At 69.6% G+C, this 19,521-nt stretch carries 20 protein-coding genes; 8 read left to right on the top strand and 12 right to left on the bottom strand.

What is annotated here, in order from left to right:
• The first annotated feature begins 87 nt into the window (after nt 1–87).
• The 5 genes from MED01_RS10115 to MED01_RS10135 all read left to right on the top strand — a co-directional run bounded on the left by MED01_RS10115 (nt 88) and on the right by MED01_RS10135 (nt 5,062).
• Entirely contained in the window at nt 88–990 is a 903-nt protein-coding gene (locus MED01_RS10115) for an NADP-dependent oxidoreductase (RefSeq protein WP_238668250.1), read from the top strand.
• A 142-nt stretch (nt 991–1,132) separates the two neighbouring features.
• Nucleotides 1,133–1,870 carry an ABC transporter ATP-binding protein gene (locus MED01_RS10120; protein WP_145789191.1) on the top strand — a complete coding sequence of 246 codons (738 nt, stop codon included), beginning with the start codon at nt 1,133–1,135 and terminating at the stop codon, nt 1,868–1,870.
• A complete protein-coding gene (locus tag MED01_RS10125) occupies nt 1,867–3,207 on the top strand; it encodes an FtsX-like permease family protein (protein ID WP_238668251.1) in 1,341 nt (446 codons plus the stop codon). Before MED01_RS10120 ends, MED01_RS10125 begins: the two co-directional genes overlap by 4 nt.
• Nucleotides 3,204–4,424 carry a sensor histidine kinase gene (locus MED01_RS10130; protein WP_238668252.1) on the top strand — a complete coding sequence of 407 codons (1,221 nt, stop codon included), beginning with the start codon at nt 3,204–3,206 and terminating at the stop codon, nt 4,422–4,424. Before MED01_RS10125 ends, MED01_RS10130 begins: the two co-directional genes overlap by 4 nt.
• Nucleotides 4,412–5,062: a response regulator transcription factor gene (locus tag MED01_RS10135; protein ID WP_238668253.1), complete on the top strand. Its 651-nt coding sequence runs from the start codon at nt 4,412–4,414 to the stop codon at nt 5,060–5,062. Before MED01_RS10130 ends, MED01_RS10135 begins: the two co-directional genes overlap by 13 nt.
• 22 nt (nt 5,063–5,084) lie before the next feature.
• Here the strand turns inward: MED01_RS10135 and MED01_RS10140 are convergent, their stop codons facing one another.
• From MED01_RS10140 to MED01_RS10150, 3 genes are all read right to left on the bottom strand, one after another.
• Nucleotides 5,085–6,257, bottom strand: coding sequence for a helix-turn-helix domain-containing protein (locus tag MED01_RS10140; RefSeq protein ID WP_238668254.1), 1,173 nt, complete (start codon nt 6,255–6,257; stop codon nt 5,085–5,087).
• On the bottom strand, nt 6,247–6,414 hold the full coding sequence (locus tag MED01_RS10145) for a hypothetical protein (protein WP_238668255.1): 168 nt from the start codon (nt 6,412–6,414) through the stop codon (nt 6,247–6,249). The genes MED01_RS10140 and MED01_RS10145 overlap by 11 nt, the downstream gene beginning before the upstream one ends.
• Before the next feature lie 134 nt (nt 6,415–6,548).
• The gene (locus MED01_RS10150) at nt 6,549–7,718 is read right to left on the bottom strand and encodes a helix-turn-helix domain-containing protein (RefSeq protein WP_238668256.1); all 1,170 of its coding nucleotides are present in this window, start codon (nt 7,716–7,718) and stop codon (nt 6,549–6,551) included.
• Nucleotides 7,719–7,936: 218 nt separating this feature from the next.
• Between MED01_RS10150 and MED01_RS10155 the strand changes: the two genes are divergently transcribed.
• Nucleotides 7,937–8,674: an XRE family transcriptional regulator gene (locus MED01_RS10155; protein ID WP_238668257.1), complete on the top strand. Its 738-nt coding sequence runs from the start codon at nt 7,937–7,939 to the stop codon at nt 8,672–8,674.
• A gap of 84 nt (nt 8,675–8,758) precedes the next feature.
• Here MED01_RS10155 and pip read toward each other — a convergent pair whose 3' ends face one another.
• The 9 genes from pip to MED01_RS10200 all read right to left on the bottom strand — a co-directional run bounded on the left by pip (nt 8,759) and on the right by MED01_RS10200 (nt 17,211).
• The gene (gene pip / locus MED01_RS10160) at nt 8,759–9,712 is read right to left on the bottom strand and encodes a prolyl aminopeptidase (RefSeq protein ID WP_238668258.1); all 954 of its coding nucleotides are present in this window, start codon (nt 9,710–9,712) and stop codon (nt 8,759–8,761) included.
• A gap of 149 nt (nt 9,713–9,861) precedes the next feature.
• Complete coding sequence (locus tag MED01_RS10165; RefSeq protein ID WP_238668259.1) at nt 9,862–10,242, bottom strand: VOC family protein; 381 nt, start codon at nt 10,240–10,242, stop codon at nt 9,862–9,864.
• Nucleotides 10,239–10,766: an SRPBCC domain-containing protein gene (locus tag MED01_RS10170; protein WP_238668260.1), complete on the bottom strand. Its 528-nt coding sequence runs from the start codon at nt 10,764–10,766 to the stop codon at nt 10,239–10,241. The genes MED01_RS10165 and MED01_RS10170 overlap by 4 nt, the downstream gene beginning before the upstream one ends.
• Entirely contained in the window at nt 10,763–11,080 is a 318-nt protein-coding gene (locus MED01_RS10175) for an ArsR/SmtB family transcription factor (RefSeq protein ID WP_238668261.1), read from the bottom strand. Before MED01_RS10175 ends, MED01_RS10170 begins: the two co-directional genes overlap by 4 nt.
• Before the next feature lie 177 nt (nt 11,081–11,257).
• Nucleotides 11,258–13,000: an ABC transporter substrate-binding protein gene (locus MED01_RS10180; RefSeq protein WP_238668262.1), complete on the bottom strand. Its 1,743-nt coding sequence runs from the start codon at nt 12,998–13,000 to the stop codon at nt 11,258–11,260.
• A gap of 156 nt (nt 13,001–13,156) precedes the next feature.
• On the bottom strand, nt 13,157–14,143 hold the full coding sequence (locus MED01_RS10185; protein ID WP_238668263.1) for an ABC transporter permease: 987 nt from the start codon (nt 14,141–14,143) through the stop codon (nt 13,157–13,159).
• Between the two features lie 10 nt (nt 14,144–14,153).
• Nucleotides 14,154–15,161: an ABC transporter permease gene (locus tag MED01_RS10190; protein ID WP_238668264.1), complete on the bottom strand. Its 1,008-nt coding sequence runs from the start codon at nt 15,159–15,161 to the stop codon at nt 14,154–14,156.
• Nucleotides 15,158–16,159, bottom strand: coding sequence for an ABC transporter ATP-binding protein (locus tag MED01_RS10195; protein ID WP_238668265.1), 1,002 nt, complete (start codon nt 16,157–16,159; stop codon nt 15,158–15,160). The genes MED01_RS10190 and MED01_RS10195 overlap by 4 nt, the downstream gene beginning before the upstream one ends.
• Nucleotides 16,156–17,211 (bottom strand): ABC transporter ATP-binding protein, encoded by a 1,056-nt coding sequence (locus MED01_RS10200; protein WP_238668352.1) that lies wholly within the window; start codon nt 17,209–17,211, stop codon nt 16,156–16,158. The genes MED01_RS10195 and MED01_RS10200 overlap by 4 nt, the downstream gene beginning before the upstream one ends.
• A 276-nt stretch (nt 17,212–17,487) precedes the next feature.
• Between MED01_RS10200 and MED01_RS10205 the strand changes: the two genes are divergently transcribed.
• Together MED01_RS10205 and MED01_RS10210 are read left to right on the top strand one after the other, a co-directional pair.
• Nucleotides 17,488–18,036, top strand: coding sequence for a Uma2 family endonuclease (locus MED01_RS10205; RefSeq protein WP_238668353.1), 549 nt, complete (start codon nt 17,488–17,490; stop codon nt 18,034–18,036).
• A 32-nt stretch (nt 18,037–18,068) separates the two neighbouring features.
• Complete coding sequence (locus tag MED01_RS10210; protein ID WP_238668266.1) at nt 18,069–19,505, top strand: TldD/PmbA family protein; 1,437 nt, start codon at nt 18,069–18,071, stop codon at nt 19,503–19,505.
• Nucleotides 19,506–19,521 lie beyond the last annotated feature (16 nt).

Consider the following 19,521-nt stretch of genomic DNA (forward strand, 5'->3'; position numbering starts at 1 on the left):
CCTAGGCACTTTAAGGTACCTACTTTCTCACAGTGCCTCTGATTCGTACGGTCGTGGTGATCACGAAATCCCACGAAGGAGACGGCGATGCGCGCAGTCAGCTATGCAGAGTTCGGAGGGCCGGAGGTCCTGCACGTGGCCGAGGCGCCGGTGCCCGAGCCGGGGCCCGGGCAGGTGCGGGTGCGGGTCGCGGCCTCGGTTGTCCATCCGGTTGATCTGATGGTCCGCTCCGGTCGGTTCCCGGCTCCGCTGCCGACCGGTCTGCCGTACACGCCCGGTTGGGACGTTGCCGGCAGCGTCGACGCGGTCGGCCCGTCGGTCGACGAGTTCACGATCGGCGACGAGGTCATCGGCTTCTCGCCCTGGCTGCAGACCACTGTCGGCGCCCACGCCGAGTACGTGGTCCTCGACGCCGCCTGGCTGACCTCCGCGCCCGCCGGCGTCCCCGCCACCGAGGCGGCGACCCTGCCGACCAATGGCCTCGCCGCCGCCCAGGCACTCGACCTGCTCGCGCTCCCGGCAGGTTCGACGGTGCTCGTCACCGGCGCCGCCGGGCAGGTCGGTGGGTTCGTCCTGGCGCTGGCCCGGGCGGCCGGTCTGCACGCCACCGGACTGGCCGGGGCCGACGACAGCGAGTTCGTCGAGTCGCTGGGCGCGGCGTTCCTGTCGCGCGACGACGATCCGACGGGGACGTTCGACGCGGTCGTCGACCTGGCGGTGATCGGCTCCTCGCTGCTGGACCTCGTTCGGGACGGCGGCGGCTACGTGGCCGCGTCACCCCCGCTTCGCCCGGAGCCGGTGCGCGGGATCCGGTCCGTCGCGCTGGAGGTGCTACCGGACGGAACCCGGCTGGGCGAACTGGTCAAACTCGTCACCAGCGGCGACATCCCGCTCCGGATCGCCGACGTGTACCCCTTCGCCGACGCGGCGGCCGCCCACGAGCGGCTGGCCCAGGGCGGCGTGCGCGGCGGCGTGGTGATCGTTCCCTGATCAGCGCCTCTTGCATCTCACGCCGGTTGAGATCGCGTGGTGGGCGTCGTGGACAGACTCACGGGACGGTACGGATAACCGCACCCACACCGTGCGGGCCACCCGGATGTCCGTGCCCCCGCCGCCGCCGAGGCTGGAACGCATGGACAACGTGGTGGAACTCGACGGGGTGACCCGCAGCTACGGCTCGCGCCGCCGGCCGGTCGCCGCTCTTCGCACCGTCTCAGTCGCGGTGGCGGCCGGCACGTTCGTGGCGGTGATGGGCGCCACCGGATCGGGCAAGAGCACGCTGTTGCAGTGCGCGGCCGGGCTGGACCGGCCGACGTCAGGCCGGGTGCGGCTGGTCGGCCGGGACGTCACGCGGATGCGCGAAGGCGCCCTGACCCGGCTGCGCCGCGACCGGGTGGGTTTCGTCTTCCAGTCGTACAACCTGCTGTCCGAGCTGACGGTGCGGCAGAACGTGCTGCTGCCCCGTCGGTTGGGTGGTCCGCGTCCGCGTCCGCTCGACGAGGTGCTGGCCGAGGTCGGGCTGTCCGGGCTTGCTGGCCGTTCGGTCGGTGAGTTGTCCGGTGGCCAGCGTCAGCGGGTCGCCATTGCCCGTGCGTTGGCTGGCCGTCCCGCCGTGGTGTTCGCGGATGAGCCGACCGGGGCGTTGGACCCGACCACCGGTGGGCAGGTTCTGCAGTTGTTTCGCAACGGGGTGGACCGGGCCGGGGTGACTGTGGTGATGGTCACCCACGACCCGATGGCAGCGGCGTGGAGCGACAGGCTCATCCTGCTGCGCGACGGCGAGGTGGTGGCGGACGGCCCGACGCCCGATCCGACGAGCATCGCGCAGCGGCTGGCCGCCACCGTGTCTGACCCGGTGGTGGCCCGGTGAACGCGGGGCTGACCAGGCAGGCGTTGCGCAAGCAGCCGTGGGCCTTCGCTGGACCATTCGTCACGCAGTGCCTGGCCGCCGCGCTGGTGTCCGGAGCGCTCGGCGCCAGTTCCTCGATATCCGACGCGCGGTTGGACCCGGCCGCGCGGCAGGCGCTGACCGATAGCGGGATCCCCGAGATGGCGGTGCTGTTCGTGGTGGTGTCGGTGTACCTGACCACGTTGATCGTTGGGTTGACCATGACGTCGTCGATCGCCCGGCAGGGTCGGGACATCGCGCTGGTGCGGGCGATCGGTGCCACTCCCGCGCTGGTGCGCCGCGCGGTGGCTGTCCAGGCCGCTGCGGTGGCAGTGCCGGCGACAGTGCTCGGGGTGCCGCTCGGCGCCCTGCTCGCCCACACCTGGTTGGCGGGGCTCACGGGGCACGGGGTGATTCCGCCCGGCGTGACGTTCCACAGTTCGGCCGCGGCGTTGCCCGCCGCGTTGGGCATCACCGTCGGGGCGTCGCTGGTTGGTGCGCTGGTCGCGGCGGTGCGCCCGGCGCGAGTACGCCCCGCCGCCGCACTGACCGAGACGGCCGTCGCGCGGCGTCAGGTCAGCTTCGTGCGTACCGCGATCGGGGTGGTACTGGTGGCTGGCGGCGTGGTGCTGTCGATCCTGATCGCGAAGGGCGACCCGGCCAAGGCCGACGGGTCGAGCTTCTTCACGATGCTGGCGATGTGCGTCGGGGCCGGCTTCCTCGGCCCGGTACTGCTGCGGCTGGTCGCACCGCTGGCGCGACTGTTCGGGGGCACCGGGGCGCTGGCCGCGGACAATCTCGCGGTGCGATCCAAGGCGCTGTCCGGTGCCCTGGTACCGCTGGTTCTGGCAATCGCGTTCGCCATGGTGAAGGTGGTCACGCACACCACGTCCGTACATGTGCGCGCAGTGCCCGACCCACCGGCGCAGGTGTGGACGGAGTACTCCGGCACTGCCGTCTACGTGGCCTTCGCCGCGGTAGCCGCTGTGAACACGCTGGTGACCGTGTTGTTGGCCCGGCGCCGGGAGCTTGCGGTGACCCGGCTGGTCGGCGCGAGCAGGATGCGGGCGCTGGCCGTGGTCGTCTGCGAAGCCCTGACGGTGACGGTGACAGCGATGGCGGTGGGTACGGTGGTCGCGATGGTCACAGTGGTGCCGATGCTGCACGGCATGCTGGGCACGTGGATGCCGTACCTGCCGAGCGGGCAGCTGATCGTCGGCCTGGCCGCGGTGATCGGTCTGGTCCTGCTGGGCACCGTGGTGCCGGCGGTGGTCGCGATGCGCCGCCCGGCGGTCGAGTCGCTGGCGGTGGACCCGTGAGATCGGTCGTCGGCACGGTCCTGCGCGCGCCGCTGGCCGCCCGTACCTGGCGTGAGGTCGGATACGCGGTCACCGGCGCGGTGCTGGCCGTGCCGACGTTCGCGCTCGCGCTGCTGGGGTTGGTGTTCTCCGCGCTGTCGCTGCTGACGATCGGGCTGCCGCTCCTGACCGGTGTGCTGGTGCTGGCCCGGCTGACAGTGCGGTACTTCCGTGGGCCGGCCCGGCTCTTCCTCGGCTGGAGTTGGCCGAACCCGCCGCCCGTACGCCGCGGCGGGTCGGGCCCGGTGCGTTGGGCCGCTGCGGTGCTGACCGACGCCAGCGGTTGGAAGGCCCTCGCGTACTGCTTCGCCCGGCTGCCGCTGATGGCAGCGGCCGGCTACCTCGGCGGGGTCCTCATCGTCGGAGGGCTGCTAGGGATCACCTATCCCGTGTGGATGCACTGGTTTCCGCAGGATCCGCCGTGGGGCGGTCCCTGGGGTCTGGCCGCGCAGGGGTTGGCCGCGCTGCTGGTGTTTCCGTGGTACTTCAGGCTCATCGTGTGGCTGGACCGGCGGTTGGTGGGGGCGCTGCTGGAGCCGGGCCCGGAGCGAGCCCGGATAGCGGCGTTGGAAGCCAGCCGGGACGCGTTGCGGGCGGACGCGGCGGCGCTGCTGCGGCGGGTGGAGCGGGACCTGCACGACGGCACCCAGGCCCGGCTGGTCGCGCTGGGCGTGGCGCTGTCGCGCATCGAGCGGCGAGCCGGCGAACCGGAGCTGCGGACGATGGTGGCGCAGGCCCAGGGCGCGGTGGTGGAGGCGCTTACCGAGCTGCGGGACATCGTGCGGGGCATTCACCCGCCCGCGCTGGACGCCGGCCTGGGCACCGCTATCGAGACGCTGGCCGCGCGCAGCGCGGTGCCCGTCGACGTAAACGTGCACCTGCCCCGGCGGCCAACGCCCGACATGGAGTCCGCGCTCTATTTCAGCGCCGCCGAACTGCTCACCAACGTGGCGAAGCACGCCGGATCCAGCCGGATCCGGCTGGACCTTCGGGCGCTGGGTGGCGTGCTCCGCCTGACCGTCACCGACGACGGGCGCGGCGGGGCAGCGCCGGGGAGCAAGGGTACGGGTCTGGCAGGGCTGGCCCGGCGGGCCGAGTCGCTGGACGGCGCGCTGCGGGTGGACAGCCCGCCCGGCGGGCCGACGACTATCACAGTGGAGCTGCCGTGCGAGTGGTGATCGCCGAGGACAACCCGTTGCTGCGCGACGGGATCAGATTGTTGCTGACGGATCACGGCATCACAGTGGTGTCGACTGTGGACAACGGAGACGACCTGCTGGCGGCGATCGGCGAGCATCGGCCGGACGCGGCGGTGGTCGACGTGCGGATGCCACCGACCTTCACCGACGAAGGCCTGCGGGCGGCACTGGCGATCCGGGCGACGTACCCGGAGATCAGCGTGCTGGTCTTCTCACAGTGGGTGGAGACCCGGTACGCGCGACAACTGATCGCCGAGCACCCCGGGCGGGTCGGGTACCTGTTGAAGGACCGCATCGTCAGCACCGACGACTTCGTCGACGCGCTGCGCAGGGTGGCCGACGGCGGGACAGCACTGGACCCGGAGGTGGTGCGGCAGTTGCTGGCGGCCCCGGCGGTGGACGCGGGCGTCGCCCGCCTCAGCGAGCGGGAACGAGAGGTCCTGGGAATGCTGGCCGAGGGCCGGTCCAACGCTGCCATCTGCGAGTCGCTGCACCTCGCCGCACGCAGCGTGGAGAAGCACGTGACAGCCATCTTCACCAAGCTGGACCTACCCCAGGCTCGGACCGACCACCGGCGAGTGCTCGCCGTGCTGCGCTACCTGAACGCGGCGCGCTGAGGCGCTCCAGCGGTTTGTCGACTCACAGCACCCCGAGGCCGATGGCGAGCTGCGTGATCGTCGGTGGGGCACCCGGGTCGCGGGCGACCTGGGCGACCACGTCCCGCACGGCTGGCCGGTCGCGGACCTCAGCGGGCGCCATGCGCTCGGCCCGCAACAGGACCCGCGCCGCGTTGGCGAGGTCATCCGTGTGGAGGTATGCGCGCGCCGCATCGATCAGGTGCGCGGCGCGGTGCTCGACCGGCAGCCACCGCCACCCGTCCCGCCCGATCGCCTTCTCGTGCCGGGCGACCGCCTGGGGCCCGTCGCCCAGTTCCACGGCGGCAGCGACCCATGCCAGTTCGACGGCAGTCGGCCCGAACGCCGTCCGGTAATGGTCCTGACCGTCGCCCACCTGAGCGGCCAACTCGGCGGCCTCGCCCAACAGCTCACCGAACACCCGATCATCACCGGCCCTGGCCGCGATCAGCGCGGCCTGCACGAGCAGCGATCCCCGTAGCGACATCTCCTCCGGCGTGCCCGAAGCGATCTGGGAAGCGGCGGCGAGCATCACCGGCCCTGCACGAGCCGATGCCCGCAACACCTGGCCAAGCTGCACCGCCGCGCAGGCCAACAAGACCCGGTCACCAGCGGCGGCGGACATCGCCCGATCAGCCGCCAACCAGGCGAGGCTCCCCTCGTCCAGCTTGACCAGGAGCGCCGCCGTCACCCGATACGCCTCGACCACCGCCGCCCGTCCGGCCTCCGGGTCCTGCGCGTGGGCGCGACGCACCTCGGTCACCACAGTGGGCAGCAGCTCGACCAGACGCGGGTACCGGGCGTGCTGGAAGGTCATCCATGCATGACGCACCTCCCGAGCCAACCGATCGGGCGACATCACGTCACGGTCCGCCAGACGACCAAAAGCCATTGGGTACGCCGACAGCGCCGCCCGAATCCGCGCGACGCCCTCGCGACGCTCGACAACCCCGGCGGGCTGGACATCACGGCCAAGCAGGGCTGCGGGATCGACCCGCAGCACCGCTGCGATCTCCCGGATGGTCGACACCCGCTCCAGGGAACGGACCCCACGCTCGACCTTGTCCACCCAGCTCTTTGACTTCCCCAACCGATCCGCGAACGACTGCTGCGACAACCTCCGCCGCACCCGCAGGTACGCGACCCGTCGGCCGATCGGCACCGGATCACGGCTCACCCCGCCACCGCCGATCCGGCACCGCCCGAGTCGTCTCCTGCACCGGTATCCGTTCGGCCTCGGCCTGCGCGAGCAACCGGCGTTTGGCTTCGTCCCGTTCGGCAGCGTCGATCTGCTCGCCCGTGTACGGCGTGCCGGCGTCGTCCTTGCCGCTCATTCCCACCTCCGCTGACAGGGGCAGGTGGTCTCGCCTTGGCGACCTGTTCGTACTGATCCCGCCCTCACTCAGCATCTGGTGAACGGTGAGTGACAGAAAGCTAGCGGGTGTCCGCTGGTCGCGCGTGCCGTCCGCTATCGGGCCACGGGCCGGTACGCCTCGTAGACCTCACGGAACGCGGCCGCTTCCGCCGTCCCGGTGCCCTCGATCTTTCGGAGCACTTCCCGCGCCCGCCACCAGTTCGAGGACACCACTCGCCCCGAGCGGACCGCATCGGCGGCGACGACACTCGCCTCATCCGGCTGATCGCCGGCCACCAGTGCCATCGCGAGATCCAGACGGGCGGAAGCGGAGCGCCGTGGCCGCTCCCCACCATCGCCGCGCGGGTCCAATTCCGCCAAGGCAGTCCGGGCCATCTGCTCGGCGGCCGGGTCGCCCACCCACGACAGCGTGGTCGCCGTGTACGCCAACGCCTTCGTCGGGTCGTACCGGTAGTGGTGCTCGGCCCGCTCGGGCACCGGCAAGTTCGCTGTCAACAGTTCCAGACGATCCAGCGCATCACGCGTCCCCCGCACATCACCGAAGCGCGCCCACACCCGCGCTTCCTGGGCGGTCGCCTGGATGTACGCGGAACTACCCTGAGGCGCGACCCGCTGCGCCTGCCGCGAAAGGTTCATCGCCCGCCGGCAGTCACCCCGGGTGAGCCAGTCCCACGCCCGCGTCTCCAGACACCACGCCTGGATCTCCGGATGCTCCGCATGCTCGGCAAGAGCCATGGCCGTACGCAGATGAGCGCCTGCGGCAGGCTGTTGCAGCAGATCGATGTGCACCGTCGCCCGCAGCACCGTCAGCCAGCCACCGGCAATGACGAGCCGCCGGCGCTGCGCCAAAGTGCCACGCCCATCGAGCAGCCGTTCCACATATGCCAACTGCCGACGCACCCTCGGAAGTAGCTCGAACGGCCGCGAGAGCGCGTACGCGCTCGCCAGGTCGTCTACTCCGGCCTCGATCCGCACGAGCGTCTCGGCGCTGACATCGCTGGCCCGTACCCGAGCCAGCAGCTCACCGGCCTCGGCGTCGTGGTCGACGGGCTGGTCCACCAGACGGACGAGCGCCCCGTCGGCTCGCAACACTTCGTCGAGGTGCCGAGCCGTGTCAGGGGTGGGGGCCTTCGCCCCGGTCTCCAGATCGTGCAGGTGGCTCTTGCCCCGATGGGCGAGCTGACCGAGCGCCCGCAGAGACAGTCCTTTGCTGGTCCGCAGTGCGCGAAGTTGGGCACCGAAGCGTGGATCGACCTGCGACACGAGAGGCCCCTAATCGAAGGCAGGACAGCTCAGACCGGATCGGCGAACTACTGCTACGGACAGTGCGTCGAGCAAACACGGCGTCATGCTGATTGGACGCTCCCGTTGTCGCCGCCGCAAGGACATCTGCGTGGCTTCTCATCACTCACTGCACCGGCGTGACACCTTCGGGTGCACTCAGGGTGGCATTGGGGTGACCCAACGCTATCGTTGCTGATATGAGTGCCCCGAACACCGCTCTGCGCGTGGTCCACACGGGGATGCGCATGCGCCAGGACGACTTCGCCCGCGCGCTCCAGGCCGCCGGCCGCCGCGTCGGCGAGCCCAACGACGCCAACAAGAGACTCGTCCAGCGCTGGGAGTCCGGCGCGATCGCCGCACCGCGGCCCGTGTACGCCCGCGCCCTGGAGGTCGTCACCGGCCTGCCGCTGCTCGGCTTCGCCGCGATACCCAATGGCCAGGTCGTCGATGACCAGCACGGCGGCCACGACCTGACCTCGCCCATGTCCAGCCTGGCCACGCCAACGCCCAAGCCACTCGCGGTCCACGCGTCGTACGAGGGCGTCTGGCTCAGCCGCTACCAATACCACTCCAGCGGCCGGGGAGAATCATTCGCCGGGCAGCACTTCGTGGTCGTGCTCCAGCACGGCGACCGACTGACCGTGCGCAGTCTGCCCGGTTCGGCGGCATCGTCGCTGTCAATGGATCTCACCGTGGACGGTGCCGTGGTCACCGGCACCTGGGTGGAGCAGACCGATCCCGCTGGCTACTACCGGGGAGCCCGGTACCACGGCGCAATCCAGCTACTGGTGGAGCCCACCGGCCGGCGGATGGCCGGGAAATGGGTCGGGTTCGGCAAGGACATGGACGTCAACACAGGCCCCTGGGAGCTGACATTCCGGGATGCCTCCACGTCCAAGGCGACACTCGACCAGTACAACACCTCGCCCGAGTAGAAGTTTCGCCGACTGATCCGCAGTTGGCTTTGCGGATGGCGTAGTACGGATTCGCCCTCAACAGGCTATTACGTCGGCTCAAGATCACATCGGCGCGAGGAACTGGTTGGTGGCTTCGATGAGCAGGCTGCGGGTGCCAGGTTCGGAGCCGCTGTGGCCGGCGTCCTCCACGATGTGGAACTTCGCCTCAGGCCAGACCCGATGCAGGTCCCAGGCCTGGTTCGGCGGCGTCTTGATGTCGTAACGGCCGTTCACGATGACCGTCGGGATGTGTCGAATGCGGTCGACGCCCGCCAGGAGACCTTCCGGCGGGAGGAAGCCGCCGTTGCTGATGTAGTGGTGTGTGATGCGGGCGAACGCCAGCAGGCTGGTGTCGTCGATGACGGGCGGCGTCATCGGCAGCAGGGTGTTGGCCGAGAGCTCCCAGCTCATCCAGGCGCGGGCCGCCGGGCCGTGGACCGCGGGATCGGGGTCGGAAATGCGGCGGCCATAGGCGGCGACAAGGTCGTCCTGTTCCGTCACGGGGATCGCGGCACAGAAGGCCGCCCACTCGGCGGGAAACAGGTGCGCCGCACCCGCCGGGGTGAACGACCATGCCTCGTCCGACCTGCGAACCAGCCACAGGCCGCGGAGCACGAGTTCGGTGACCCGCTCGGCATGGGCCTGGGCGTAGGCCAGGCCGAGGGTGCTGCCCCAGCTGCCGCCGAAGACGAGCCAACGCTCGATCCCCAGGTGCTCGCGTAGCCGCTCGATGTCCGCCACCAGGTGCGGGGTGGTGTTGTGTTCCAGTGACGTCTTCGGGTCGCCCGCGAAGGGCCGGCTACGACCGCAGTTTCGCTGGTCGAACAGCACGACCCGGTAACCGGACGGGTCGAAGTACCGCCGATTGTCCGGGAGCAGGCCACCGCCGGGACCGCCGTGCAGGAACACCGCGGGTTTGCCGTCGGGATTTCCGCACAGTTCCCAGTAGAGCTCATTGCCGTGGCCGACGTCGAGCATCCCGGAGTCGTACGGCTCGACGGGCGGATACCAGTCCATCATTCAACCCCGCGGAATTTCATAGTGGATACGCCCTCTCCATACCGCGCGGTCTCGTCATCGCCTGACACGCCCGAATCCACGCTCGGCCCGTTCCGGCACCGGCACGTTGGTCCGCGCCTGACCAACAGGTGCCCGAACGAGCTGAGTCAGTCGCCGACTCTCGGGGTCCCCCACGTGGACAGGCAGAACGGATGCCCGGCCGGGTCGGCGTAGACGAAGCAGTGGTCCGCGTTGGGCTGATGCTCGAATCGGGTAGCGCCGGCCGCCAGCACACGCGCTCCGGTCGCCTCCAGGTCGTCGACGAGGAACTCGAGGTGCATCTGCATCCCCACCTCGCCATCCGGCCAGGTGGGTGGCCGGTAGTCGTCGATCTGCTGGAACCCGATGTCACCGTTCGGCCCTTCTACAAGCGCCCAGGACTCGTCACCCTTCGCCACCCCGCCGGTGATCTCGGCGTAGAACCGCGCGAGCGCGATTGCGTCGGGCGCATTGACAGTCGTCAAGCTGAGCCTGATCAGGTCTGTCATCGAACAATCTCCATCTGTTGGTATGCCGGCGTGAGCTCCTCCCAGCGTTCCTCCCATCCGCGCGCTCTGACATCGGAGCTCCAGCCCTCCGGATGGACCGGGCCGTCGACCTCCAGCGACCGACCGAGATCATCAAGGTGGACCCGCCAACCAGAGGCGTGAAACGGGAGATGCCCTATCGGCAGACCGCGCTCCTCGACCACCAGCCGGGTCTTGGAGCCCTCCTCGGTCAGCCACGCCTCGATCTGCCCCTCGTCGTCCGTACCCGGCTTCGTCGTCAGCAGCAGGTGGTGGGGCGCATCGCACACCTCGATGCGCGCCGGACCGGTCCAGCTGCTCGTGAAGACGGCCTGGATCGTGCTGCCGACCCGCATGTCGCCATCGACCCGGGCCATCCAGCGGGCCAGCCGCTCGGGCGTCGTACACGCCTGCCAGAGGTCGCCGATGTCCGTGTCATAGAGGTTCTCGACCCGGACTGCTCCGCGGGTCTCGTCGAGCGTTCGCATCGTCGCGATCGTGGTCATCGTTGCGCCCTCTTTCCTCGTGCGATCTCGGTATGAAGAGCGTCGAGCCGGTTCTCCCAGAGCCGGCGGTACTCCCCCAGCCACTCGTCGACCTCGACGAGCGCCTCCGGGCGGAGTGTGTAGATCCGGCGCTGCGCGTCCTGGCGTACGTCGACAAGCCCGGCTTCCCGCAGCACGCGGAGATGCCGGGACACGCCCGGGCGAGCGATCGGGAGAGCCTCGGCCAGCTCTCCTGCACTCGCCGGGCGGTCGCGGAGAATATCGAGAACCGTGCGCCGGCTCTCGTCTGCCAGCGCGTGCAACACGGCGTCCATGACCACGAATGTAACCGCTCGGTTACGTACCCACAAGGTTACGTTCGATCTGTGGGTGCGAGTTCTGCCCGGTGCTCACTCCACGCCGTGCTGAAGGTCGCAGTGGATCGGCAGGAACAGAAGGGCCCCCTCCCGACGACGTTGTCGGGAGGGGGCCCTTCTGGCTTGCGGTGTGCCTTACGGCTTGACGTGCGCGTTCACGAACGACGGGTAGCCGAAGACGCTGGAGATGAAGATCCCGCCGGCCTTGGAACCGTGCACGTTGTAGGCCACGTCGACGTAGAACGGCACCACCGGCGCGTGCTCCTTCATGATCCGCTCGTCGAGCTTGGCCCACTCCGGGCCCTGTTCTGCCGGGGCCAGCGCGAGGATGCGGTCCATCTCGGCGTTGACCGCCGGGTCGTTGAAGTAGGACTGGTTGCTGTTGCCCTCGGCCTTGATGGTGCGACCGTCGTAGAGCACCGGCAGGATCGAGGCCCCGCTCGGCCAGTCCGCCGCCCAGTTACCGATGTACAGGTCCCAGGGGTTGTCCTTCTTCTTGATCTCGTCGAGCTTCGCGTCGTCCGAGATGTTCCGCAGCGTGATCTTGAAGCCGGCGCGCTCCAGGTTGGCCTTGAGCTGCGCGCCCTGCTGCTGCTCGGTGGAGTTGTCGGCGACACCGAGGACCAGCTCCGGCGTCTTGCCGCCGAGCAGCTCCTTGGCCTTGTCGACGTTGCCGTTGGGGCCGGCCGGGTACGCCTCGTACGCCTTGTAACCGATGGTGGCCGGCGGCATCAGCGTGGTCAGCGGCGCGGCGACGGTTTGGCCGCCGAGCGCCTTGATCATGCCCTCGCGGTCGACGGCGTAGTTGAGCGCCTGCCGGACCTTCAGGTCGGTGACCCGCTGGTTGTTGATGACGAGCTGGTTGGCACTCGGGGTCGGGGAGAGGATCGTCCGCGACTTGAGCGCGGCGTCCCCGGCGACCTTCGCGACCAGCGAGGCCGGCACGGTGTTGAAGGCGAGCGCGCTCTGGTCGGCGCCGTTGTCGGCGATCACCCGGTTGTTGGCGGCGTCCGCGGTCGGGCCGAAGGTCCACACGAACTGGTCCGGGTACTGGTGCCGGACGGCGTCGGTCTTCGGGTCCCAGTTGGGGTTGCGGTCCAGGGTGATCGACACGCCGACCTGGTTCTTGGCGATCTTGTACGGGCCGGACGAGAACGGTTGCTTGTCCAGGTCGACGCCGGTGTCCTTGTCGGCGGGCAGTGGCGCGGTGGTCGGCAGCGAGACCGCGAACGGCAGGTCACAGCGGGGCTTGGCGAACTCGAAGCGCAGCGTCTTCGCGTCCGGCGTGCTGAGGCCCGGCGGCAGCGACGTCTTGTTCTTCTTGAAGTCCCACTTGGTGTCGAACTGCGGGGTGTCGGCCAGCCACTCCTGGATGTAGGTCGGGCCACCGGAGAGGTCCGGGTCGAAGGACCGGGCGATGCCGTACGCGATCTCCTTGGAGGTGATCGGTCGGCCGTCCTCGAACTTCACCCCGTCCTTGACGGTGAATTCCCAGACCTTGCAGTCGTTGTTGACGTTCTTGCCCGGCGTCTCGGCCAGGTCGCCCACCAGGACCAGGCCGCCCTTGCCGTCGTCCTTCCAGGTGGTCAGGTAGCGGGCGAAGAGCGGGTTGGCCATCAGACCGGCGAACGAGTACGTCCGCTGCGGGTCGAGGTGGGAGATCGGCGACTCCCGGATGATGGTGAAGGTGCCGCCCTTCTGCGCCCCACTCACCTCGGCGGCCGGGCCCTGCGAGTCCTTGGGGTCGGTCGCGATGACCCCGGTCTGCTGCCGCTCGGTGTTCACGGTGGTGCCCTCGCCCGTGTTCTTCGAGCACGCACCCAATGCCACAACCAGAGCGATCGCGCCGCCTGCGGCAGCCACCACGCGTGGTCTCATGAAGTACCCCCTTCACCCATGTGCCGTGCGATTTCGTCGGGGCGAGAACCGCCGACGTCCCGAGGATCGTAAGGAAGAAAACCTTCGAGTTGTGTAACAGTTGTCGATAACTTCCGCCACAGCCCAGCCACCAGCCACACGCTGGACATCGACAGGTCAGCGCAGCCGCACCCGCGGGTCGATGGCCGCGTAGAGCAGGTCCACCAGCACGTTCGCCAACACCACGAAGACCGCGGCGATCAGCACGGTGGCCATGATGGTGGGCAGATCACCCGAGCGCACCGCGTCCACCGCCGTACGCCCCAAGCCCTGGATGCCGAACGTCGTCTCGGTGATCACCGTGCCGCCGAGCGCCCCGCCCACATCCAGGCCGGCGATGGTCACCACCGGAGTGATCGCCGCACGCAGCGCGTGCCTTCCGTACACAGTGGGTTTGGCCAGGCCCTTGGCCCGCGCGGTCCGGACGAAGTCCTCCGACAGCGTCTCCAACATCTGCGCCCGGGACAACCGGGCGTAGATCGCCGAGAAGAGGAAGGCCAGCGCCACCCAGGCGAGCACCAGCCCACTGGCCCACTTCGCCGGATTGTCGAAGAGGGACGTGTAGCTGGGCACCGGCAACAGCCGCAGGTTGTAGACGAACACCAACAGCAGCACCGCGCCCACGAAGTAGAGCTGCAACGAGGCCCCGGTCAGCGAGAAGCCGATCGCCAGGCGGTCCAGCCAGGTGCCCCGCCGCAACGCGGACACCATTCCGAGGCCGACCCCGAGCAGCAACCAGAGGATCGCCGCCGGGATCACGATGCTCAACGTCACCGGCAGCACCCGGGCGATGGTGTCCGAGACCGCCTCGTTGGTGACGTACGACCAGCCCAGGCAGGGCGCGTCGCACCGGCCGCCCTGGGCGCTGCCCAGGTCACGACCGGTCACGATTCCCTTCATGTAACCGGCGTACTGGCTGATCAGCGGGTCGTTCAGACCCAGGTCGTCGCGGACCCGCTCCAGCCGCTCGGGGTTGCAGTTCTTCGAGCAGATGCTGCTGACCGGGTCACGCGGCAGAGCGAAGAACATCAGGAAGGTCAACACGCTCACCGCGAACAGGGTCAGCGTGGCGGAGAACAGCCGCTTGATCAGAAACCGTGACATGAGTCCACCCCTACCGGGACGACTTCGGGTCGAGCGCGTCCCGCAACGCGTCGCCGAAGAGGTTGAAGGCGAACACCAGCGCGAAGATCGTGATGCCCGGGAAGAACACGTACGCCGGGTCGGTCTGGAGGAAGTCCAGACTGTCGTAGATCATCCGGCCGAAGCTCGGGGTCTCGTCGCTGAGACCGACACCGATGAATGACAGCGCGGCCTCGCTGGTGATGAACTGCGGCACCGCCAGGGAGAACGACACCAGGATCGGCGCCCAGATGTTGGGCAGCAGCTGCCGGAAGAGCATGTGCCCCAGCCCGGCCCCACTGGCCCTGGCCGCCTCCACGAACTCCCGCTCGCGCAGTGCGATCACCTGCCCGCGAACCAGCCGGGCCGTGCTGGTCCAGCCGAAGATGGCGAAGACGGCGATCAGCACGCCCACCCCGAAGGCGGACGACACCTGCCCCCGCTCACCGTAGAAGCGCAGCGTGATGGTCGGGGTGAGCGCCAGCGCGATGATCAGGAAGGGCATGGCCAGGGTCAGATCGGTGATCCAGTTGATCACCGCGTCGAGCCAGCCGCCGAGGTAGCCGGCGAGCGCGCCCAGCACGACCCCGATCGTCGCGGTTATCAGCGCCGCCGCGAACGCGATGAACAGTGACGTCCGCAAGCCGTAGATCAACCGGATGAAGATGTCCCGACCCAGGTTCGGCTCCAGACCGAACCAGTGGTCCCCGGTGACACCGCCGGCGTAGCCCAGCGGCATGCCGAAACCGTCCAGCAGGTTCTGGAACTGCTCCCGCGGCCCGATCCCGTAGGCCATCTCGATCAGCGGGGCGGCCAACCCCAACAACAGGAAGAACACCAGGAGTACGCCGCTGACCACTGCCGTCCGGTCGCGACGCAGTCGCATCCAGGCGAGCTGACCGGGTGAGCGGCCGACGACGCCCTTCGCGGCGGGCATGGTCGCGTCCGGGTCGGACTCGATCTCGGCCAGCGCCACACCCTCCACCGGGGACAGGCTCACGACGGCACCTCCTCGAAGATCGGAGCCGCCACCTCGGGGAAGTGACACGCCGTGGCCTGCCGACCACCGTCGCGCGGCACCAGCGCCGGCTCCTCGGTGGCGCAGATGTCCTGCGCCTTCCAGCAACGGGTACGGAACCGGCAGCCCGAGGGCGGGTCGAGCGGAGTGGGCACGTCACCGGTCAGCCGGATCCGGCCCGCCGGGCCGAGCTGGGTGACGTCCGGGATCGCCGAGAGCAACGCCCGGGTGTACGGGTGCTGGGGTCGTTCGTAGATGTCCGCCCGGTCGCCGATCTCCACGATCCGACCCAGGTACATGACCGCGACCCGCTGGCTGAAGTGCCGGATCACCGCCAGGTCGTGCGCGATGAACACGAACGCCAGGCCCAGCTCCCGTTGCAGGTTGCGCAGCAGGTTGACCACCTGCGCCTGGATCGAGACGTCCAGCGCGGAGACCGGCTCGTCGGCGACGATCAGCTTGGGCCGAAGGGCCAGCGCGCGGGCGATGCCGATGCGCTGACGTTGACCGCCGGAGAACTCGTGCGGGTACCGGTTGTAGTGCTCCGGGTTCAACCCGACCAGTTCCAGCAACTCCTGCACCCGGGCCTTGATCCCACCCGGCGGCTTGATCCCGTTGACCTGTAGCGGCATCGCCACGATCCGGCCCACTGTGTGCCGAGGGTTCAGCGAGGCGTACGGGTCCTGGAAGATGATCTGAAGTTCCTGGCGCAGCGGGCGCAGCTCCCGGCGGCCGGCGTGCGTGATGTCCCGCCCGTCGAACTCGATGCTGCCGCTCGTCGGCTCCAGCAGCCGCACCAGCATCCGACCGGTGGTGGTCTTGCCGCAGCCCGACTCCCCCACCAGGCCGAGCGTCTCACCCGGGCGCACGTCGAAGTCGAGCCCGTCCACCGCCCGCACCAGACCGGTGGCGCGCAGCCCCTGGCGTACCGGGAAGTGCTTGGTCAGGCCGCGTACCCGCAGCAGTGGTTCATCGGTCATCGGGCCACCCCCACGGATGCGACGTCCTCGGCGTAGAACGCCGCGCGCTCCTCAGCGCTCAGGTGACAGGCGACCAGGTGGCCGTCGGCCCCGGCCGCTCGCAGCTCGGGCACCTCGGTGCGGGAGCGGCTGCCCGCGCGGTCCGCGTACCGGCAGCGGGGGTGGAACGCGCAGCCCGGCGGCAGGTTGATCAGGCTGGGCGGGTTGCCGGGGATGGGCAGCAGGTCCGCGTCCGCGTCGCCGTGCAGTGACGGCACGCTGGAGAGCAACCCCCAGGTGTACGGATGCTGCGGCGCCCGGAGCACCTGCTCGACGCTGCCCCGCTCGACGGCCCGCCCGCCGTACATGACCAGCACGTCGTCGGCGACCTGGCCGACCACGCCGAGGTCATGGGTGATCAGGATGATCGCGGAGTGGAACTCGGCCTGAAGGTCGGCGAGCAGGTCCAGGATCTGCGCCTGGACGGTGACGTCCAGCGCGGTGGTCGGCTCGTCGGCGATCAGCAGTGCCGGGTCGTTGACCAGGGACATCGCGATCATCGCCCGCTGGCGCATGCCGCCGGAGAACTCGTGCGGGTACTGGTCGAAGCGACGCGCCGGCTGCGGAATGCCGACCCGGTCCAGCATGTCGACCGCCCGTTGGCGGGCCTCGCGCCGGTTGGCCTTCGGGTGATGCACCCGGTACGCCTCGGCGATCTGCCGGCCCACCGTGTAGTACGGGTGCAGCGCCGACAGTGGATCCTGGAAGATCATCGCCATGTCCCGGCCGCGCAGCCGGCGTACCTCCTCGTCTGGAAGGCCGACCACCTGCCGGCCACCCACCGAGATCTCCCCGGTGATGGTGGTCCGCTTGGGGTCGTGCAGGCCGAGGATGGCCAGCGAGGTGACGCTCTTGCCGGAGCCGGACTCACCGACGATGCCGAGGGTGCGGCCCCGCTCGACGGCGAACGACACCCCGTCGACCGCGCGCACCACGCCGTCCTCGGTGTCGAACCGAACCCGAAGATCATGCACCCGCAGGTAGGCGTCCTGGTCGGAGCGCTGCGCCGGCACGGCGGGACGGTCGTCCGGGTCCCCGGACGGCGAGGGTTCCGAGCTGTCCACGGCCACCTCCCTCAGTGACGAAGAGAACTTACAGCAAAGTCCCGAGGGTGAAAATAAGCTACAAAGCCGGCACGTGTCAGCGGGCCCGAGCGTAACGAGTCGGCATCGGCCCCGCACCCCCGTCACCTCGCCATCCACGGCTGTTCATGCCGTTACCGCACTTCAGGTGCGACCATGGCGAGAGCAACCAGCAGAGGACGCCCGTGGCACGAGGTGGAGGTGACGATGACCGCGGCGGTGTTCAACCACGAAGGCCCGTGGACCGAAGAGGAGTACCTCGCCCTCGGCGAGACGCAGCAACGCGTCGAACTCTTCGACGGGAGCCTCCACGTGACCCCAGCGCCCACCCCCCGACACCAGAACATCTCCGGCGAACTGCGTGCGGCCCTACGGGCTCCGGCTCGCGAGGCCGGCCTGCACGTACTGGAAGCGGTGAACGTCCGGCTCAGGCCCGGCCGGATTCCCATCCCCGACCTCGTGGTCACCGGCCCGATCGACTTCGACGAACTCAACGTCGAGGCAGGTGACGTACGGCTTGTTTGCGAAATCATTTCGCCGAGCAACGCGTCCACCGACAAGGTGCTCAAGATGCACTACTACGCCTCGGCCGGGATCGAGTGGTACCTGCTGGTGGAGCAGACGAATGGCACGCTGCACCTTTATCGGCGGCAGGGCGGCCACTACATCGAGCAGTCCGTGACCAGGCCGGGAGACCTGCTTGTGCTCACCGAGCCGGTCAAGGCCGCCATTCGGCCGGAGGAACTGCTTCCCTGACGGGTGTCGGTCGGCTGGCCTAGGGTCGGTCCATGACCGAGTTCGACGCGGCCACCGCCGCCGTCCAGGCCGCCCTCGACGCGGGCGCCCGGTACGCCGACGCCCGGGTGATGCACCGCCGCTACGAGTCGATGACCGCACGCAACGGTGACGTGGAGGAGCTGACGCAGGACGAGAGCATCGGGCTGGGCGTCCGCGCGTTGGTGGGGGCGAGCTGGGGTTTCCACGCCGTACCCGATCTGTCGGACGCCGCCGCCCGCGACGCCGGCCGGCGCGCGACGCGGACCGCCATGGCGAGCGCGCGGGTGCCGGGCCCTTCGGTCGACCTGGTGCCGGTCGAGGCGGTCACCGCGAGCTGGGCCTCCGGCTGCCAGATCGACCCGCTCGGGGTGCCCCTGTCGGACAAGGGCGATCTGCTTGTCGACGCGACCCGCACGATGGCCGAGCACGGCGCGGACCTGGCCGAGGGCCTGTACCAGATCTGGGACACCGCGAAGTGGTTCGTCTCCAGCGAGGGTCACCGGATCGACCAGCGCATCCGCGAGTGCGGCGGCGGCATCTCGGCCACCTCGATCGGTGACGGCGAGACGCAGCGCCGGTCCTGGCCGAGCTACCGGGGCCAGTACGGCACCACCGGGTGGGAGCTTGTCGAGTCGCTGGACCTGGCCGCGCACGCCGCGCAGATCGCCGAGGAGTCCCGGGCGCTGCTCACCGCGCCGCTCTGTCCGGCCGGCGAGACGGATCTGATCCTCGGTGGCGAGCAGTTGGCCCTGCAGATTCACGAGTCGGTCGGACACGCCATCGAGCTGGACCGGATCCTCGGCTGGGAGGCGGCGTTCGCCGGCACGTCCTGGCTGGACCTGGCCCAGCTCGGCTCGCTGCGCTACGGCTCGGAGCTGATGAACATCACCATCGACCCGACCATCCCGGGAGCGCTGGGCAGCTTCGGCTTCGACGACGAGGGCTCCCCGGCGGTCAAGCGGGACGCGGTCCGGGACGGCCGCTGGGTGGGTGTACTCGCCGGCCGGGATTCCGCAGCGATGGCCAGCCTCGACTACGGCGGCAGCGTACGGGCCGACGGGTGGGCCCGGCTGCCGATGGTGCGGATGACGAACGTCGGCCTGGAACCCGGCCCACACACGCTGGAGGAGATCATCGCGGCCACCGACGACGGCGTGCTGATGGACCTCAACCGGTCCTGGTCGATCGACGACAAGCGGCTCAACTTCCAGTTCGGCTGCGAGGTCGGCTGGGAGATCAAGAAGGGGCGGCGGGGGCGGATGTTGCGCAACCCCACGTACACCGGGATCGGCCCGTTGTTCTGGCGCTCGATGGACATGCTCTCCGGCGAGACGGTCTCCTGGGGGACACCCAACTGCGGCAAGGGCCAACCCGGCCAGGTCGGGCACACAGGCCACCCGGCCGCGCCGGCCCGGTTCCGCAACGTCCGCGTGGGGGTTTCAGCGTGAGCGCGAGGAGTGAGCC

Source organism: Micromonospora alfalfae, from assembly GCF_022230925.1.
Taxonomy (GTDB): Bacteria; Actinomycetota; Actinomycetes; order Mycobacteriales; family Micromonosporaceae; genus Micromonospora; species Micromonospora alfalfae.

What these genes read in the sequence shown, in the direction of transcription:
- MED01_RS10145 (WP_238668255.1), bottom strand. Translation starts at nt 6,414, where the DNA reads ATGAGCGGCAAGGACGACGCCGGCACGCCGTACACGGGCGAGCAGATC.
- MED01_RS10120 (WP_145789191.1), top strand. Translation starts at nt 1,133, where the DNA reads ATGGACAACGTGGTGGAACTCGACGGGGTGACCCGCAGCTACGGCTCG.
- MED01_RS10185 (WP_238668263.1), bottom strand. Translation starts at nt 14,143, where the DNA reads ATGTCACGGTTTCTGATCAAGCGGCTGTTCTCCGCCACGCTGACCCTG.
- MED01_RS10195 (WP_238668265.1), bottom strand. Translation starts at nt 16,159, where the DNA reads ATGACCGATGAACCACTGCTGCGGGTACGCGGCCTGACCAAGCACTTC.
- MED01_RS10180 (WP_238668262.1), bottom strand. Translation starts at nt 13,000, where the DNA reads ATGAGACCACGCGTGGTGGCTGCCGCAGGCGGCGCGATCGCTCTGGTT.
- MED01_RS10210 (WP_238668266.1), top strand. Translation starts at nt 18,069, where the DNA reads ATGACCGAGTTCGACGCGGCCACCGCCGCCGTCCAGGCCGCCCTCGAC.
- MED01_RS10155 (WP_238668257.1), top strand. Translation starts at nt 7,937, where the DNA reads ATGAGTGCCCCGAACACCGCTCTGCGCGTGGTCCACACGGGGATGCGC.
- MED01_RS10115 (WP_238668250.1), top strand. Translation starts at nt 88, where the DNA reads ATGCGCGCAGTCAGCTATGCAGAGTTCGGAGGGCCGGAGGTCCTGCAC.
- MED01_RS10205 (WP_238668353.1), top strand. Translation starts at nt 17,488, where the DNA reads ATGACCGCGGCGGTGTTCAACCACGAAGGCCCGTGGACCGAAGAGGAG.
- MED01_RS10175 (WP_238668261.1), bottom strand. Translation starts at nt 11,080, where the DNA reads ATGGACGCCGTGTTGCACGCGCTGGCAGACGAGAGCCGGCGCACGGTT.
- MED01_RS10170 (WP_238668260.1), bottom strand. Translation starts at nt 10,766, where the DNA reads ATGACCACGATCGCGACGATGCGAACGCTCGACGAGACCCGCGGAGCA.
- pip (WP_238668258.1), bottom strand. Translation starts at nt 9,712, where the DNA reads ATGGACTGGTATCCGCCCGTCGAGCCGTACGACTCCGGGATGCTCGAC.
- MED01_RS10165 (WP_238668259.1), bottom strand. Translation starts at nt 10,242, where the DNA reads ATGACAGACCTGATCAGGCTCAGCTTGACGACTGTCAATGCGCCCGAC.